At 71.0% G+C, this 16,157-nt stretch carries 14 protein-coding genes; 6 read left to right on the top strand and 8 right to left on the bottom strand.

The annotated features are described in order from the left end of the window. Positions 1-14 precede the first annotated feature (14 nt). Both IPJ59_RS09065 and IPJ59_RS09060 read left to right on the top strand, forming a co-directional pair. Positions 15-1,064: a hypothetical protein gene (locus tag IPJ59_RS09065; protein WP_293270847.1), complete on the top strand. Its 1,050-nt coding sequence runs from the start codon at positions 15-17 to the stop codon at positions 1,062-1,064. A 64-nt stretch (positions 1,065-1,128) separates the two neighbouring features. Further along, on the top strand, positions 1,129-1,848 hold the full coding sequence (locus IPJ59_RS09060) for an SDR family NAD(P)-dependent oxidoreductase (protein WP_293270845.1): 720 nt from the start codon (positions 1,129-1,131) through the stop codon (positions 1,846-1,848). 129 nt (positions 1,849-1,977) lie between these two features. Here the strand turns inward: IPJ59_RS09060 and IPJ59_RS09055 are convergent, their stop codons facing one another. After that, positions 1,978-3,066 carry a hypothetical protein gene (locus IPJ59_RS09055; RefSeq protein WP_293270843.1) on the bottom strand — a complete coding sequence of 363 codons (1,089 nt, stop codon included), beginning with the start codon at positions 3,064-3,066 and terminating at the stop codon, positions 1,978-1,980. Between the two features lie 211 nt (positions 3,067-3,277). Between IPJ59_RS09055 and IPJ59_RS09050 the strand changes: the two genes are divergently transcribed. Together IPJ59_RS09050 and IPJ59_RS09045 are read left to right on the top strand one after the other, a co-directional pair. Continuing rightward, complete coding sequence (locus IPJ59_RS09050; RefSeq protein ID WP_293259600.1) at positions 3,278-4,150, top strand: hypothetical protein; 873 nt, start codon at positions 3,278-3,280, stop codon at positions 4,148-4,150. 10 nt (positions 4,151-4,160) lie between these two features. Beyond that, a complete protein-coding gene (locus tag IPJ59_RS09045; RefSeq protein WP_293270841.1) occupies positions 4,161-5,261 on the top strand; it encodes an LBF_2804 family protein in 1,101 nt (366 codons plus the stop codon). A gap of 48 nt (positions 5,262-5,309) precedes the next feature. Here the strand turns inward: IPJ59_RS09045 and IPJ59_RS09040 are convergent, their stop codons facing one another. The 7 genes from IPJ59_RS09040 to IPJ59_RS09010 form a co-directional block, all read right to left on the bottom strand. Further along, positions 5,310-6,425, bottom strand: coding sequence for an ice-binding family protein (locus IPJ59_RS09040; protein ID WP_293270839.1), 1,116 nt, complete (start codon positions 6,423-6,425; stop codon positions 5,310-5,312). A gap of 245 nt (positions 6,426-6,670) precedes the next feature. Beyond that, entirely contained in the window at positions 6,671-9,163 is a 2,493-nt protein-coding gene (locus tag IPJ59_RS09035; RefSeq protein WP_293270838.1) for a serine hydrolase, read from the bottom strand. A 38-nt stretch (positions 9,164-9,201) separates the two neighbouring features. After that, on the bottom strand, positions 9,202-9,660 hold the full coding sequence (locus tag IPJ59_RS09030; protein WP_293270836.1) for a hypothetical protein: 459 nt from the start codon (positions 9,658-9,660) through the stop codon (positions 9,202-9,204). Positions 9,661-9,811: 151 nt separating this feature from the next. After that, the gene (locus IPJ59_RS09025; protein ID WP_293270835.1) at positions 9,812-10,747 is read right to left on the bottom strand and encodes a response regulator; all 936 of its coding nucleotides are present in this window, start codon (positions 10,745-10,747) and stop codon (positions 9,812-9,814) included. After that, entirely contained in the window at positions 10,744-11,190 is a 447-nt protein-coding gene (locus IPJ59_RS09020) for a hypothetical protein (protein ID WP_293270832.1), read from the bottom strand. Before IPJ59_RS09020 ends, IPJ59_RS09025 begins: the two co-directional genes overlap by 4 nt. Before the next feature lie 177 nt (positions 11,191-11,367). Then, complete coding sequence (locus IPJ59_RS09015) at positions 11,368-12,738, bottom strand: sigma 54-interacting transcriptional regulator (protein ID WP_293270830.1); 1,371 nt, start codon at positions 12,736-12,738, stop codon at positions 11,368-11,370. A gap of 85 nt (positions 12,739-12,823) precedes the next feature. Continuing rightward, positions 12,824-14,233, bottom strand: coding sequence for a serine/threonine-protein kinase (locus IPJ59_RS09010; RefSeq protein WP_293270828.1), 1,410 nt, complete (start codon positions 14,231-14,233; stop codon positions 12,824-12,826). On the opposite strand from IPJ59_RS09010, the gene IPJ59_RS09005 reads away from it, so the two are divergent. Both IPJ59_RS09005 and IPJ59_RS09000 read left to right on the top strand, forming a co-directional pair. After that, the gene (locus IPJ59_RS09005) at positions 14,234-15,574 is read left to right on the top strand and encodes a hypothetical protein (protein WP_293270826.1); all 1,341 of its coding nucleotides are present in this window, start codon (positions 14,234-14,236) and stop codon (positions 15,572-15,574) included. Beyond that, positions 15,571-16,029 carry a hypothetical protein gene (locus IPJ59_RS09000; protein WP_293270824.1) on the top strand — a complete coding sequence of 153 codons (459 nt, stop codon included), beginning with the start codon at positions 15,571-15,573 and terminating at the stop codon, positions 16,027-16,029. The genes IPJ59_RS09005 and IPJ59_RS09000 overlap by 4 nt, the downstream gene beginning before the upstream one ends. Positions 16,030-16,157 lie beyond the last annotated feature (128 nt).

Below are 16,157 nucleotides of genomic sequence, written 5' to 3'. Positions count from 1 at the left end.
CGGAGCCCCCGACCATGGACGTAGTCCTCAGCGCATCCCTCGGCATCCTGTTCCTGGTCCTCGGCTTCACCACCGTCTTCTTGATGTACCACCTGTGGGGCTACCCCTTCGACGAGGTGAAGAAGCTGAGCTCCGCGCCGCCCTCGCTGATGCGGCTGCACCGGATCCTCGGCTACCTGTTCGTCCTGCTCTACATCGTGATGATGGTCGAGATGGTGCCCCGCATGTGGCACTACCAGGTCGAATGGCCGGCCCGCACGGTCGCCCACATGATGTTCGGCATGTCGATCGGCATCGTCCTGCTGATCAAGCTGTCGATCCTCCGCTTCTTCCGCCACTTCGAGGAGTGGATGCCCGTCCTCGGCACCCTCCTGCTCGGCCTCACGATCACGCTCTCCGCCCTGTCCATGCCGCACGCCTTCCGCGAGATGGTGCTCGCCCGCGACGCCGCCGGCGGCGACGTGTTCAGCGAGGACAACCGGGCCCGCGTCGCCAAGCTCCTGCCCGCCGCCGGCCTCCCCGACGAGGCCCCGCTCGGCGAGCTCGCCACCGTCGGCTCGCTGCAGGCCGGCCGCAGCGTCCTCCTGCGCAAATGCGTGGTCTGCCACGACCTCAAGACGATCCTCACCCGCCCCCGCTCCCCCAGCGACTGGGTGAACACCGTCGAGCGCATGGCGATCAAGCCCGCCTTCACCGCCCCGATCTCCGAGCTCGAGCAGTGGCAGGCCTCCGCCTACCTCATCGCCATCTCCCGCGAGCTCCAGCGCTCCGCCCGCGAGCGCCGCCAGGCCGGCCTCGACAAACAGAGCGCCCAGCAGGCGCAAGCCGCGGATCCCGCCGCGCCCGTCGCACCGATCGACGAGGCCCAGGCCCTCGCCACCTTCGAACGCGTCTGCTCCCAATGTCACGAGCTCGCCGACATCGAGAAGAACCCGCCGCACACCGCCGATGAAGTCGCCGCCGTCATCAAGCGCATGATCGACGAAAACGACATGCAGGCAGAAAAGACCGAGCTGCAGCAGATCGAGTGGTATATGACGAAGAAGTTCGCCCCCGCGAATTGACCGCCCATCCCCGGGCCAGGGCCGTGATTCGCCCGACCCGCGGATCGGCCACCGGAGCCCCGTCATGCCCCACTCCACCATCGACCTCACCGGCCGCCACGTCGTCATCACCGGCGGCGCCGGTGCCCTCGGCACCGCCGTCGTCGCCCGCCTCCTCGCCGCCGGCGCCACCTGCCACGTCCCCACCATCGACGACGGCCCCGGTCCACACACCCTCCCCGGCGCCCACTACATCCCCCGCGTCGACCTCGCCGACGAACGCCAGGTCCACAACCTCTACGCCAGGCTCCCCGGGCTCTGGGCCTCCATCCACCTCGCCGGCGGCTTCACCTGGGCCCGCATCGCGGACACCACCGCCGCCGCCGCCCGCGCCCAGCTCGAGATGAATGCCATCACTTGCCTCCTCTGCTGCCGCGAAGCCGTCGCCCGCATGCGCACCCGCGCCACCCAGAACCCCGGCGAACCCGGCGGCCGCATCGTCAACGTCGGCTCCCGCGCCGCCGCCATCCCAGCCCCCGGCCTCGCCGCCTACGCCATGGCCAAGGCCGCCGTCCACGCCCTCACCCTCCAGCTCGCCGAGGAGCTCCGCGACGAGCAGATCCTCGTCAACGCCGTGCTGCCGTCGATCATCGATACCCCCGCCAATCGCGCGAGCATGCCCGGCGCCGACTTCGACCGCTGGCCAAAGCCCGCGGAGATCGCAGAGGCGGTGCTGTTCCTCGCGAGCCCCACGAATACGCTGAGCTCCGGGACGCTGCTGCCGGTGTTCGGCCGGCATGTGTGAGTGGGGTGGTGACCGGGCTGCGAGGCTTGCGTCATCCTATTTCATATTGATGAATCGTGGTCGGCAACGACCAACCACATGAACGTCGGCGTCACAACATCAAATGAACGCTCCACCATGCCCGCCCCTTCACCGCACCGCCGAATGGATCCGCCGACGATTGCGGGTCGGCTGCACATTGTATAACTCCGCCGGAATCGCCGCCTGATCGCCGACGATACGCCCGTCCGCGGCCATGACCCGCCACGGCGGCGGGTGATTGGCCTGGTGGCACTGCAGCAGCGCGAACACGGGCTGGTCCACCGGCCACACGTGCACGCTGAACGCCGCCGCCTCGTCCGGGTGATAGAACCCGGTCAAGGCGGTGTGCGCCCGCACCAGCGTGTCCCCGCCGACCCAGCCGTCACCGTCGACCGTCGCCGTGCCCCCGCGCAATTCGTCCCAGACCCCGCGGAGGGCAGCATCCTGCGCCGCCTGGGCCCGGTCCGGGGCGGCCTCGCTGCGCAGGCGGGCCCGCGCGGCGACCTCGATCGGGGTCAGCTCGCCGACCCGCGCGCTCCGCCCGAGATACACCAGCCCCACCGACAGCGCCGCCGCGCCCAGCATGGTCCACACCGCCCGCGAGCGCCCGGCCAGCTGAAAGCCGACGATCGTCACCGCCAGCGGCATCAACAAGGTGATGAGCAGCCCGACCTGCAACACCAGGGTCGCCAGCATGCTGGCGACAAATTTGCCGACGCCGATCTCCGGCCACCACAACAAGAAATAGTCGACCACCCCGAACACGACCAGCAGCACGACCCCGAAGATCGTAAACCCGCGGTACAGCCCGAACTCCTCCCGCGCCCGCCGGTTGATCAGCCAGTACGGGAAGAGCAGCAGATAAAACATGTAATATACGAAGGGCCGCGGTGGATGGGCCCGATAGTATTCGGCGTAGCGCAGCTGCCGCGCAAGCAGACGGGCGATCAGCGGGTGGCGCCCGGTCGCGCCGCGCAGCAGCTCGACCGCGATGAACCCACCGACCAGCACGACGATATTGATCCACACCCCCGTCATCGGCACGACGTCGCCGGCCGACAGGATCGTGAACGGCGCGAGCAGGAAATACAGCAGGCGGACCGCGAAGCCGAGCTGCACCATGGTCAGCTCGCGCGCCTCGCTTGGCGGCACCGGCGGTTCGGGACAGGGCAGCGCGACGACATCGGCGGCCATCATGCCCGCAGTCCCGCCCGCCCCGCAATCGCCGCAACAGCCGCAGACCGGGCCCCCGCCGATCGCCGGACCGCCAAGGTGAGATCACGATCGCGTCGCGTCAGCGATCGAGCGGGGTTTCAGCAGCGATGTGCGGGTAGAGCATTATCGCGCTCGCGCGAGTGGTTCACCGTCCCTCCGCGGGCTCCGCGGGCCCCGTGATAGCCTCCGACCCGTGCATCGTCCCCTGCGCTTCGTCCTCGCTACCAGCCTCGCCGCGACCGCGTGCGTCCGCGACAACCCCGCGTTCGACTCGAACGGCGACCAGGGCTCCGCGAGCGCGACGTCGACGACGAGCGCCGTGACGACCACCGCGACGAGCGCCGCAGCAACGACCGCCACCCCCACCACCTCGACCTCGGCCGGCTCCGCCGACGCCAGCTCGGGCGCGGTCAGCAACGCCGACGCCAGCGCCAGCGACGGCAGCAGCACCGCTCCGCTGACCACCACGGGCACCGGCGACATCTCGACCACCACCGCCACCACCGGCGCGCCGGAGCCGATGACCCACGAGCTGAAGCACTACCCCGACCTCGCGCAGTGCGACTTCCCCTTCTGGTGCGTCTTCGGCGACGACATCAACAACCCCAGCAGCGCCGAGAACTGGGACGCCGAGTGCTTCGCCTCGCCCATCGCTCCGCCCTTCACGGTCAGTCGGGTGGGCTTCGCGGTGTTCGGCACCAAGGGCGGCCCGTCCGCGACGCTCGACTTCCACGAATACGACAACAACACCTCCCACCCCGTGATGGCCCCGTTCCAGTCGGTCAACATCGGCGTCATCGACAGCACCGGCTACAAGAGCTTCCCGATCGATCCGCCGGTCGTCGTCAACGTCCAGCGCTTCTGTATCAGCGTACATTCCGGCCAGCAGTTCGGCCCGGAGCTCGGCATCGCCGTCGATGATGTCCTGGCCCCCGCCGGCCAGACCTTCGTCGGCATCAAGGGCCCGCCGGGCTGTAACATCAACACCTTCACGGACCTCACGACCGTCAACAGCTCGACCAAGACCCAGTGGTGCATCGACGCGACGATCGCCGAGGTCCCGTAAGGCCCTCGCCATGCAGCGCCTGTATCACCGCTTCTTCGCCCGCCTGCCGGTGCGCCCGCTCGCCAACGACGGCGAGCTGCACATCCTGAACCCGGCCGAGGTCCGCTTCATCCGCCGGCGCCACCGCCAGGCGCTGGCGATGTCCGCGGGCCTCAGCGTCGCCGGCTTCCTCGCCTACTTCCTGCCCGTATACCTCCTCCCCCAGCTCTTCCCGGCCGCGCCCGTCAGCCTCCCGCTCGTCGGCGCGATCGTCCTGCCCTGGGCCGAGCTGCTGTGGGGCGTCTTCCTGATGGTCGTCGAGATCTACGCGCTCGTGCTCCTCAACCTCTGGGGTGTGCACGAGATCGCGGTCGCCACCGGCCTGATGGGCCCGCACAACAAGCACCTGCTGGCCGCGGAGATCGTCGGCATCGGCATCGAGGACGAGCACCGCGGCCTGCTCCGCTACGGCATCGACCCCTTCCTCGGCATGAACCGCGGGGTCCTCTTCGTCTTCAACCTGGTCCTGCGCCTCAAGGGCTTCCTCGGCAGCAAGCTACTGCGCTACCTGGTCCAGCGCCTGCTCGGCCGCCTCGCCGTCCGCGAGGTCCTCGATTTCATCGGCATGCCGATCTACATGGCGATCAACGCCTACAGCACCCACGTGGTCCTGCGCGAGGCCCGGGTCATCATCATGGGCCAGCGCCTGCTCGAGCACCTCGCCCGCCGCCTGCCCGCCCGGTTCGCCGGCCACGACCCCCGCGAGCTGCTCTACGCCACCTGCCAGTTCATCGCCGTCAGCAAGCGCGACTTCCATCAGAACCACTATCTCCTCACCAAGACCCTGGTCGAGCGCTACGCCATCACCGTCACCGCCGCCCCCTCGCTGCCCCCGGATTACCTCGACCGCCTGCGCGCCGCCGACCCCGAGCTGCGCCGCGTCTGCGTCCTTTTGCTGGTCCTCGGCTTCATCCTCGACGGCCAGGTGTCGTGGCGCGAGTACCGACGCATCACCGCCCTCCGCGACGCCGGCATCCTCGAATATACCGCCGATGAAGTCCGCACATTCGCCCGCGCCTTCCTCAGCGGCGAGGGCATCGAGCCCTTGCTCGCCCGCCAGCTCGCCGCCTGAGCCGGCGAGCCGGCGCCCCTGCGCGCCCCTGCCCCACATTGCTGCCGATCAGGGGGCCGTCACCGCGTTCATGTCGAGGGCGACCATCGTCTGGGCCAGCGCGCGGCCGTGCAGCGTGGCGTCGGTCTGGAAGGTGATGCCCGTCTTGGACAGGATGATCCCCTCAAAGTGCGCATTGACGTGAATCGTCGCCTGACCGGCGACCTGCCAGAACACGTTCTTGGCCTGCGCGCCGCCCTTGAGCAGCACGCTCTTGCCGGTGCTGACATCGAGGTCGTTGGAGATCTGCAAGATCCACACGTCGTCAGGGCAGCCCTCGAGCGTGACATCGTCCGGGATGAGCACCGTGCTGCCCCAGGTGTAGATACCCGGCTCGAGGGTCAATCCGCCGAGGTTGCCGCTCGCGAGGTTGAGGAAGTCCGTGGGCACCCGGCCGGCGGCATCGATGTACGCGGCCTGCATGCCGAGGACGGCGACCGTCAGGTTGCCGGGCGTGGGCACCACATAGTTCGCGGCGTAGACCTTCCACGGGGCGACGACCGCGGGCGAGGTCGCAAACACGCCCGAGGGGTCGAGCACCAGAGCGAAGCCCGTCATCGAGGTCGAGGCCGCCGGGCTCACGCCGACGTGCCCGCCCGAGATCGCCGACCCGGGCACATTCGTGATCGCCGCCTTGGCCAGAAGGACGTAGGCGCCGGGCGCCGCGAGGTCGTTGGCGGAGCCGAGCTCGACCGGCGCGGGGCCCATCTGGGCCATGCATTCGCCGGTCGTCGTGTCACCGGTCGTCGTGTCACCGGTCGTCGTCTCGCCGGTCGTGCTCGTGCTCCCGCTCGTGCTCCCGCTCGTGCTCCCGCTCGTGCTCCCGTCGCCGGTGCTCGACGTGGCGACCTCGCCGGTGTCCTCCGCCGGGCCGGTCGCGGATTGCGAGTCGCTGTGGCTGCCAGATTGGACCTCATTCAGCGAGTCGCTCGCCTCGCCCCCGCCCGTCGACGTGGTGGCAGCCTCGGAGGAGCTCTCCGCGTCGCTGGTCGACGCGAGGCCCGACCCGCTCGTGGCCTGCGAGGTGCCGGCGCTCTGCGAGGTGTCCGAGCCATCGGTATCGGCCTTCGGCGAACCACCACAGCCGGCGACGATGAGCAGGAGCAAGGAAATACGTGCGGTCATGATGACTCCTGACAAATCGGCGGGATACTAACAATGCGTCAGGCAAGCGAACATTCCTGGAAACGTCGACAACCTGCGCACGCAATGTGCACCGGAAGCAGCACCCCGGGGAATCGACGCACCCGCAACCCGCACCAGCGGCCACCGGGGAACGGCTGCGTCGCCGCCGCAAGCCTTGCAGGCGCCGATTGCGTGGGCGACGCCGGGGAGCCCGGGCCTGCCAGGCGCGATCACGATGTATGATCTTAGCCCGGGGTGCCGGGCTGCAGGACCGTGCCGATGCGGATCGTTCCGTCGCCAAACCGCGTCCACACCCGGTCCGGAAGCGCGGGCTCGAACGCGATCGCCTCGATGTCGCCCGGCTCGTAGCCCGGCGGGAGGCTGTAGCTGCCGCTGCCCGCCGCGGCCAGGTCGCTCGCGGTCCCGGAGCTCCAGGTCCCGTCGGCGTACCAGGTATAGACGACCCCGTAGCTGGCGATGGCGACCGCGACGATGTCCATCGGCGTCTGACCCTCCGCGCACGTGAAGCGCAACGGCGCGGCGCTGGCCGAGAGGTCGCGGACATCGCCGGCGCTGTAGCGGCCGTCGTTGTACCAGGCGAAGACCTCGCCGTCGGGGGCCATCGCCACGCCGAGCACATCGGGGCCGATCCGCGTCGACGGCAGCGCGTAGGGGCCCGCGAGCGGGCTGGCGATCACCGTGCCCGGATCGTCCTGCGCGCGCCCGGGGAAGCTGCCTGGCAGGCCATTCCAGACGACGTGGTGATCGTCGGCGAACCAGAAATGGGTGAAACCGTCGCGCAACGCCATACCGACGACCTGGTCGCGCTGCTCGGCGAGCAGCGCATCGACGGCGCTCCAGTCGACCCGCGAGAGCCCGAAGAGGACGAACTTCCGCAGCATCGAGTACTCATCGCCGCAGCCCTCGGCGACGACGTCCGTACAGCGAGGGTCCCCATTCTGATTGACCGCGACGGAGAAATCGACGTTGCCCGGGATGTCCAACCGCACCGACTGGAGGTGATCGAAGTCGTCGACCATGTGGCCGCCGACCAGCGGCGGGAGGGCGTTCATCCCGGTCTGGGCGACCAGCTGCGAGACAAAGGCGCGAGCCCCGTCGAGCGCCCCAGCGTGCCCGCCACTCACCCCCGCGAGCGGCCCGACGCGCTCCTTCCCGTTGCCATTGTCGAGGCGCGTCGATCGGCCGGAGATGTAGTATTTGCGGGCAAACTCGAGGTAGACGGGCATCTCGACGACGAGCCCACCCGGCGCGTGGCCGAGCTGCGCTCGGTCGGCCGACCACCGAGGAGCCATCGCAAAGCCGAGCTCGTCGTCGAGCAGTTGAAAGTCCATATTTGGGCGAAGCCTGGTGTCGGCGTCGCGGCGACGGCGCCAGGGGCCGAAGTCGCAGCTATCGCCGCGCCACACGCAGAACGGCCGCTTGACCTCATAAGCCTCGGGTTCATAGCTCTTCTTGTCCCAGATCCGCGGTACCGGGTGGCCGAGCGTCTCAAGGTGCTTGTAATCGCCTTGAAACGCGAAGATACCCTCGGGCGACTCGACGCCCTCGTGGATGTCCAGCTTCTCGGCGAAGAACTCGGCGAGGGCGCTGTGCCAGTGGCTCTGCGGCTGGCCGTATGCCGCGTGATACCGGCCGCCGCTGCGCGCCGCGTAGATGTGATCGATGATCCGCCCGACGATGGAATACCCGTGATTCGAATATTCTCCGCTCTGCCCGAGCGGGTCGTAGAGCCCGTCGTCGTCGGTGTAGACCCCGGCGGCCCCCGGCGTATATTCCATGCAAGCCCCGGCGTTGAGCTTGAGCGTCTCCTCGATCGGCTCCTCACCCGCGAGGATGTTGTAGCGATTGACGAAATATACGGGGTCGTCGCCCTCGCGCGCGCCGAGCCACTCGGCGGCCGCGTCGATCGCCGGACCGAGCGCGGAGTTGGCCGCCCGCACCGACGCATCCTCGGCGATCCACGCCGCCTCGTCACCGTCCGCGTAGCCGCGCATCTCGGCGAAGTACGGGGCGCCCTCGACGTTGTCGACATAGACGACCCCGCCCCGGCCCAGCCCGGCCTGGTGCGAGAACAGGTTGGTGACCGTGAGGTCCCGCCAGCGCGGGTCCGCGAAGCCCGGGTCGTGCCCGTGCGTGCAGGGCTCGTCGACCAGCGGGAACGGGAGCGGCACATCCCCGCGGTAGATGTCGGCGAGCCCGGCGGGGAGCAGATCGTTGGCCGGATCGAGGAGGCGGAGGTCGGCGGAGGTCGGCTCGCAGGGCGGCTCGGCGCAGCTGCACAGCTCGCCCTCGCACGGCGGCGGCAGCAGCTCCGGGTGCGCGGCGACCCGCTCGTCGAGCAACCAGCGGAGCACCGCGGCGGCGACCGGCTTGGAGTTGCTGCCGAGGAACATCGGTGTATCGGGCTGGACCAACGCCGCGTCAGGATCGTAGGGGTCCTGGCTGTCGTCGCCGCACCCGGGATAGGGCGCCTCACTGGCACGTCCGTGCATTCGCCCGAACCCGCGCTTGTAGATCCGGCGCCCCTTGTACGAGACGGCCAGCGCGCTGGCGCCGACGCAGCGCCACTTGACGAACTGGCGCATGGCCACATCGAGCTCGGCGAACAAGGGGCTGGCCTCGCCGGTCATCGGGATGTCCTCCGCGACGTCCTCGGCGTGATCCACGGGCGCGCGCAGCAGCACCTCGGCCTCGGGCTGACCGCAGCCAGCGACCATCGCGGCCGCCAATAACAACAGTCGCCGCGCCCGCGGCCTCAGAGAAGCATGCACTGCTCGAAGTCCTCCGTGTCGTGCTCGCTCAGGCGCGGGCAGTCGAGCACCGCCTCGTTGTACGCCTTGACGCAGACGTCAAGCCCGTCGAAGTCTTCGCACCCCAGCGGGTGCAGGCAAGCGGCATAGTCGGACTCGACCGCAGCCAGGCACTCGAGCGGGGCGCTATAGTAGGTGTATTGGTCCGCAGGATGATCGTCGAAGATGCCGCCAATGCAGCCCTTCTGCGCGCCCGTCAGCGCCTGCGCCTCCTCGCAGGCAACCGGGTCGCCGGAGCCGACCAGCTCGTGAAAACAGCCGCAGAACGTGGACGTTCGCGCGTCGCGAGCCTCGAAGTAGGGCTCGAGGACCGGCATGCTCCCGGTCTCGGAAGTGCAGGCGCCGACGGCGAGACCGTTGCCGGCCGCGACGAAACAGACGAGGAACTGGAAGATCGCCCGCATACCTCCAGACACCTTAGGCCCATCGTCGACCGACTGTCCACTGGCCGATCGAGCCCGGGCCCGGGCCCGGGGCCGGGGCCGGCGTGCCGCCGCCGCAGGGCTGCCGGTGAGCGTGCCGCCGCAGGCCCAGGGCCGCGTGCCGGCGCGGCCCTCACATGAACTCGCCCGAGCTCGCGCACACGTCCACCTCGTCGAGGCGGCCCTCCTCGTCGCTGCGCCGCATCGCCTCCATCAACAGGTGCGTGGTGCTGGAGCCCACCTCGTCGCGCATCTCGACCGGCAGCGACTTGAACTCGAACACCCCAGCCGACCACCCCACGATCGCGTAGAGCAGCTCGCGGTGGACCCGACTCGGGTCGCCGTCGAGGAAGGCCGCCACGATGTGCCCCTCGCGCAGGAACAGCCGGCAGCGCTCACGCGAGCCGCGGCGGCTGAGCACCAGCATCCCGGTCTTGTGCTCCATCTCCAGCAGCACCAGCAGCGACGCCAGGCTGATGTCCTCGATCGCCCCCGAGAAGCCCCGCGCCTCCACGGGGCCCGGAGCGCCGCGCGAACGGCTGCGCCGCAGCGCGTTCGCCACCCGGAGCGCCAGCTCGCGCGGGTCGCAGGGCTTGCCCAGATAGTCGTCGGCGCCGACGCGAAAGCCGTGACGACGGCTCGCCGCGTGGGTCATGTCCGTGAGGAAGATGAACGGCGTCGCCGAGAGGCGTCGGTGCGCACGCAGCTTGCGGACCAGCCGCCACCCGCTCATCCCTGGCATGCGTACGCCCGAGATCACCAGCTGCGGCGGCTCGCGCAGCGCCTTGGCCAGCGCCACACAGCCGTCGCGCGCCGTCGAGAAGACGTAGTCCCCATCGCGCAACGCGGAGCTCACCACCTCCGGGGTCCACGGGTCATCGTCCACGATCAAGATCCTGGCTTCCATGTCTCCCTCCTCCGGGCGCCGGGCCCAGGCGCGTCGCCGCGAGGTCGGCTCGACCTCGCTGCGCGCCTCGCCATCGCCCACGCCGTCGCGGCGGCGCCGCGAGGTCGGCTCGACCTCGCTGCGCGCCTCGCCATCGCCCACCCCGTCGCCGCGGCGCTTCACTGCGGGATAGGGTCGCTCCCGGTCGTCTCGTCCCCGCCGCTGCTCTCGCCGCCCGTGCTCTCTCCACCCGTGCCCTCACCAGGACCCGTGCCCTCACCGGGACCACCATCCTCGTCGCAGGGCGGCGGAGGAGGGGGCGGCGGCGGCTTGCCGCAACCGCAGCCCGGCTTGTCACCCTTCGGCGGCTTCTCACCCTTCGGCGGCTTCTCACCCTTCGGCGGCTTCTCGCCCTTCGGCGGCTTGTGACCGTGCTCGCCCTCGCCGCCCATCGAATCGCAGCCCTCATCGTCGGCGCCCTCGCCGTCCTCCTCGTCCTCGCCGTCGATGCTGCGATCGTCGACATCGCCGTCACCCGCATCGCAGCCAGGCACGAGCCCGAACAGCGCGGCGCCGATGATAAGCCCGAGGAAACGACCATGACCTGTCCATTGCTTGATTTGCATCTGCCACTCCGTTGTTGCCCGCATGGGGCTTCGAGGATGAGTGACCCGACGCGATCGGCGATTACAACGCGTCGCAGAATTTCTCCGAGCGCCCGCACCGCTGATCTGTCCCAAGGGACATGCCGGCAACAACCGCCGAGCGAGCCGGGCCCCGATCCGGCAGACTCTGCCGATCGCTCAGCCCTGGCGGCCGGGCCGCAGCCCGTACTTGTCGAGCAGGCGCAACAGGTACACCCGGTCGATCTCCGCCGCCCGGGTCGCGCGCGTGATGTTCTGCCCGAAGCGCTGCATCAGCGCCTCGATGTAGCTGCGCTCGTACTGCTCGATGAGCGCGGCCTTGCCGGTCTTGAACGGGATCGTCGAGTCGACGACCGCGGCGCGGCTCTCCGTCGCCGACGACGCGGACGCCTGCCCCGGTGCCTGCGTGAACGCAGCCTCGACCGGCGCCTGCAACTCGCCCAAAATCACCGCCCGCTCCACCGTGTTCCGCAGCTCGCGGACGTTCCCCGGCCACGGCTGCGCCTGCAGGCGGGCCACCGTCTCCGCGTCGATCTGCGCCGGGCTGCCCGCCTCCGACCACTCCGCCAGCATCGCCGCCACATACTGCGGGATGTCCTCGCTATGCTCGCGCAGCGCCGGCATGTGCACGTTCATCACCGCGAGACGAAAGTACAGGTCGGCGCGGAAGCTGCCGCGGTTGACCTCCTTCCGCAGGTCGCGATTGCTCGCCGCGATCACCCGCGTGTCGACGCTGCGCGGGCGGTTCGAGCCGAGCGGCTGGACCTGGCGCCGCTCGAGCACGCCGAGCAGGCGCGTCTGAAGCTCGAGCGGCAGCTCGCCGAGCTCGTCGAGGAACAGGGTCCCGCCCTCGGCCGCCACGAAGGCCCCGTCGCGCGGGTGGGTCGCGCCGGTGAAGGCCCCGCGCTGGTGACCATACAACTCGCTCTCGATCAGGTTGGCCGGCAACCCGCCGCAGTCGACCACCACGAAGGGCTTGTGGCGCCGCGGACTCGCGTCGTGGATCGCCCGCGCCGCGACCTCCTTGCCGGTGCCGGACTCGCCGGTGATCAGCACCGTCGCGTCGCTCGGCGCGATGCGACCCAGCACCTCGAACAGCCGACGCATCACCGGGCTGCGCCCGAGCAGCGGCCCGAAGCGCTCGGTGTCCCCGACCGCCAGCTCGACCGCCGCCCGCACGGGCTCGAGCCGCAGCTGCGTCCCGCCGACCTGCACCCGGGTATCGCGGCTGACGATCACCTCGCGCACGCGCAGGTCGCCGACGAAGGTCCCGTTGCGCGAGTCCAGATCGCACAGCGCCCAGCCCTGCGGCACCAGCGAGATCTCGAGGTGCTGCCGCGACACCGTCGGGTCGGTCAACACCAGGTCGCAGCTCTCGTGCGTGCCGACCACGATGCGCTCGCCGCTCAGCTCGCGCACCAGCTTGCGGTCGGGCCCCGCCGTGACGCTGATGCGCAGCGGGTGGCGGCGGAGGCTGACGACCCCGCGGGCGTCACGGAGCTGCTCGGTGTGCGGACTGGCGGCGGACATCGGTCGCCCGGACCTTACCACTCCGTGATGTTCAGCTCGGGAATTCACCGTCGCCGTTGTCCTCGCCGAGGTCATCGCCCGGACCTTACCACTCCGTGATGTTCAGCTCCCCGCCGCGGCGCACCTCGATCTCGCGGCTGCGCCGCTGACCGCTGTCCGGGTTGCGCAGCTCGAGCGTGTGCCGTCCCGGCGCGACGCTGCGGTCGATCGGTGTGCGCCCGATCGCCACTCCGTCGAGGCTGGCCTCCGCCCACGGGATCAGGTTGACCCGCAGGCGCCCACCCACCAGCGCCGGCCGGACCCGCTGCGACCGCTCCGCCCCGACGGGCGAAACCATGCCCGTCTCTCCGCTATCGATCGCCACCCCGGCGACCGTCTCTCCGCCACCGATCGCGGCCCCGACGACCGGCCCGTCATCGATCGCTACCGAGGCGACCGACCCCACGCTCATCGCGGCCGGCCCCACGCTCGGCCCCGCCGCCTCGACCGCGCTCGCAGCGAGCCCTGGCGACTCCAGCCCCTCGCGCATCGCCGCGACCACCGCCCCGTCCGCGTCACCGCGCGCGTCGGGCATCAGCAGCGCCGCGATCGTCCCCGCGATCACCACCCCCGCCAGCCCGAGCCCCAGGCTCCACCGACTCGCCCGCCCTCGCGCCGGCGACCCGACCAGCGCCTCGGTCTGCGCCGCCCGCCCGCGCATGCGCAGCGCCGCGTCCACGCTCTGCGCGACCCGCAGGCGCTCGCCTTGCAGTCGGCGCACCCGCGCCGCCAGCTCCCCCGCGCCGCGCGGCACCGCGGAGCTCGCACGCAGCTGCTCGAGCTCGCGACCCAGCGCCCCCGCGTCGGCGATCCGCTCGGCCACCGCCGTCCGCGTCGCCCGCTCTGCCAGCGCCACCAGCCCAGTTCGCAGAGGCGGCTCCGCGACGCGCTCGGCCAGCTCCGCCACGACCACCCCGAGCGCATATACATCGGCCCGACGATCGACCTCCGCCCCCGCCTCCTGCTCGGGTGCCCGATAACCCGGCGTCCCGATCGCCCGCCCCTCCGCCCCCGCCGCCGCGCTCAGGCGGGCGATGCCGAAGTCCGTGAGCTTCACCAGGCCCTCACGCGACACCAGGATGTTCGCCGGCGTCACGTCGCGATGGACCAGCCCGAGCGGCTGCTCCGCCTCGTCCACCGCGCAGTGTGCATAGTCGAGGGCCGCGCACACCGACTCGACCACGAACAACACCGCCGACGCGTCGATCGCCGCGTCGCGCTCGCGAGCGTCGCGCAGCAGGTCCGCCAACGAAACCCCGTCGACGTGCTCCATCACCAGATACGGGACTTGCGCGTCGACGCCGAAGTCGAACACCTGTACGATGTTCCCGTGCGACAGCCGCTGGACCAGCTGAGCCTCGGCCAGCAGCAGGGCGAACGCCTCCGGGTGCGCATGCAACTCGCTCCGCAGCTGCTTGATCACCAGCCGCTTGCGAAACCCCTGCGCCCCCTCCACGTGCGCCACATACACGTCCGCCAGCCCACCGCTGCCGACCCGCTCGCCGACCTCGTACCGACCCAGCCGCCGCGTGCCCACCTGGCCATCATACGGCACCGCGCCCGTCCCCTCGCCCACCGCGTCGGCTTCACCCGCCGCACCGCGCTCGCCCGCCTCGCCCGCCTCGCTCGCCTCACCCGCCTCGCTCGCCTCGCTCGCCTCGCCCGCCTCGCCTGTCTATTCTGGACAGCGCTGTGCGCACTCGCGCCCGCCGCCGCGCACGCTCGCGAGCTGCTGCTCTGGCCGCGGACCCCGACCACCCCCGTGCACGGGGCCAGCGCCGCCGCGACGGCCGAGGGCCACCAGCTGCGCGAGCTCGGCCCGCTGCGCGATCGCCTGCTCGCCGAGGCCGCCGCCAGCAGCGAGGCCACCGCGAGGACCCTCGGCGCCGTCGAGTCCGGCCTCGCCACCGCCCGCCGCGCCTACCTCGAGCAGCGCTACGACGACATGATCGCCGGCCTCGAGCGCCTCGAGACCGACGCCGCCCTCGCCCTCGACGGCGACCCGCTGTGCAGCGCCACCCTGTGGGACATCGAGTTCCAGCTCGGCCTCGCATACGGCGCCCGCGCCCGCCCCGGCGACGCCCTCCGCGCCCGCGACCGCTACACCCTCGCCCTCGCCCTCGACCCGCAGCGCCGCCCCGACGGCGCCCTCTACGGCCCCGACGTCGGCTTCGCCTTCTTGCAAGCGAGTGACAGCCAGCGCCCGCTTCGCCCCATGCGCCGCGCCGTGCTCCCCGTCGACGCCAGCGTGCGCGTCGACTGTCGCCCGCTCGCCGAGCTCCCCGGCCTGCGCCCCGGCCTGCACCTGCTGCAGATCGACGCCCCCGGCCACGCCGCCGACGCTCGCGTCCTCGATCTCCCCGCTGACGCCCCGATCGCCGCGACCCTCCGTCCCGACCCCACCGACCCGATCGGCCCGCTGTGGGTCGCCGGCCGCCTCGACCCCGCCGAGCCCAGCGCCCGCGCGGCCCTCCGCAAACTCGCCGACGACCGACCGATCCTCTGGCTCGCCGCCACCGCGGACGGCCACCTCGCCCGACTGATCCTCGAGGACGGTATCCGTGACCCCGCCCGCGGCGACTCCCCTGGTCAGGCCGTCACCGCCGCCCTCGCCAGCCTGCGCAGCAGCAACAACATCCCGCCGCGACCACGCGACGAAAAGCCCCGCAACAACCGCCGCACCCGCCTGTGGGTCGGCCTCGCCGCCGCCGCCGTCACCAGCGTCGCGCTCGGCCTCGGCCTCGGCCTCGGCCTGCGACCCCACGACAGCGGCCACCTCCAGCTCATCGTCCCATGATCGCGGCCCGGCCCCTCGTCCTCGGCCTCGTCCTCGGCCTCGCCGGCTGCAGCCCCGAGCCCACCATCATCGCCCTCGAGCTGAGCGGCGACGCCAGCTGCACCCCCGAGCGTCTCGGCGCCCTCGCCAGCGTCTCGGTCGAGGTCTACGGCGACGCCGACGGCGCCCCCTGCACGCTCGCCCGCCGCTGCGTCACCGTCGACGCGCCTACCGAGCTCGCCGAGATCGAGGCGACCCTGCGCGCCGCGATGCAGCCGATCGTCGACATCGAGCTCGCCGGCACGCGACAGATCGCCGTGCTCGGCCACACCCGCCTCGGCTGCGGCGAGGACGACCGCCGCCTGTGCGGCTTCGCCGACCTCGCCGACGCCGACGACGAACTCCTCGTCCCGATCCGCTGCGACGACGCCGACGCCACCCTCTGCCCGCTCACCGTCCCACCCTTCTGTCCCTGAGCGCACCACGACCGGCGAGGGCGAACACCTCGACAGTCGACCCTTGACAGTCGTCAACACCACCCGCCCAGGGCCCGGGCACGCCCACCCATGTCCGCGAGATCCCTCGCGTGTCGCTGGCTCGAAGC

The sequence above is a fragment of the Nannocystis sp. genome, from assembly GCF_016714285.1.
GTDB lineage: Bacteria > Myxococcota_A > Polyangia > Nannocystales > Nannocystaceae > Nannocystis.
The sequence above is the reverse complement of the archived record's forward strand: the minus strand, read 5'-3'. Positions and strand labels throughout refer to the sequence as shown.

What these genes read in the sequence shown, in the direction of transcription:
- IPJ59_RS09030 (WP_293270836.1), bottom strand. Translation starts at nt 9,660, where the DNA reads ATGCGGGCGATCTTCCAGTTCCTCGTCTGTTTCGTCGCGGCCGGCAAC.
- IPJ59_RS09015 (WP_293270830.1), bottom strand. Translation starts at nt 12,738, where the DNA reads ATGTCCGCCGCCAGTCCGCACACCGAGCAGCTCCGTGACGCCCGCGGG.
- IPJ59_RS09045 (WP_293270841.1), top strand. Translation starts at nt 4,161, where the DNA reads ATGCAGCGCCTGTATCACCGCTTCTTCGCCCGCCTGCCGGTGCGCCCG.
- IPJ59_RS09000 (WP_293270824.1), top strand. Translation starts at nt 15,571, where the DNA reads ATGATCGCGGCCCGGCCCCTCGTCCTCGGCCTCGTCCTCGGCCTCGCC.
- IPJ59_RS09035 (WP_293270838.1), bottom strand. Translation starts at nt 9,163, where the DNA reads ATGGTCGCTGGCTGCGGTCAGCCCGAGGCCGAGGTGCTGCTGCGCGCG.
- IPJ59_RS09040 (WP_293270839.1), bottom strand. Translation starts at nt 6,425, where the DNA reads ATGACCGCACGTATTTCCTTGCTCCTGCTCATCGTCGCCGGCTGTGGT.
- IPJ59_RS09060 (WP_293270845.1), top strand. Translation starts at nt 1,129, where the DNA reads ATGCCCCACTCCACCATCGACCTCACCGGCCGCCACGTCGTCATCACC.
- IPJ59_RS09020 (WP_293270832.1), bottom strand. Translation starts at nt 11,190, where the DNA reads ATGCAAATCAAGCAATGGACAGGTCATGGTCGTTTCCTCGGGCTTATC.
- IPJ59_RS09055 (WP_293270843.1), bottom strand. Translation starts at nt 3,066, where the DNA reads ATGATGGCCGCCGATGTCGTCGCGCTGCCCTGTCCCGAACCGCCGGTG.
- IPJ59_RS09065 (WP_293270847.1), top strand. Translation starts at nt 15, where the DNA reads ATGGACGTAGTCCTCAGCGCATCCCTCGGCATCCTGTTCCTGGTCCTC.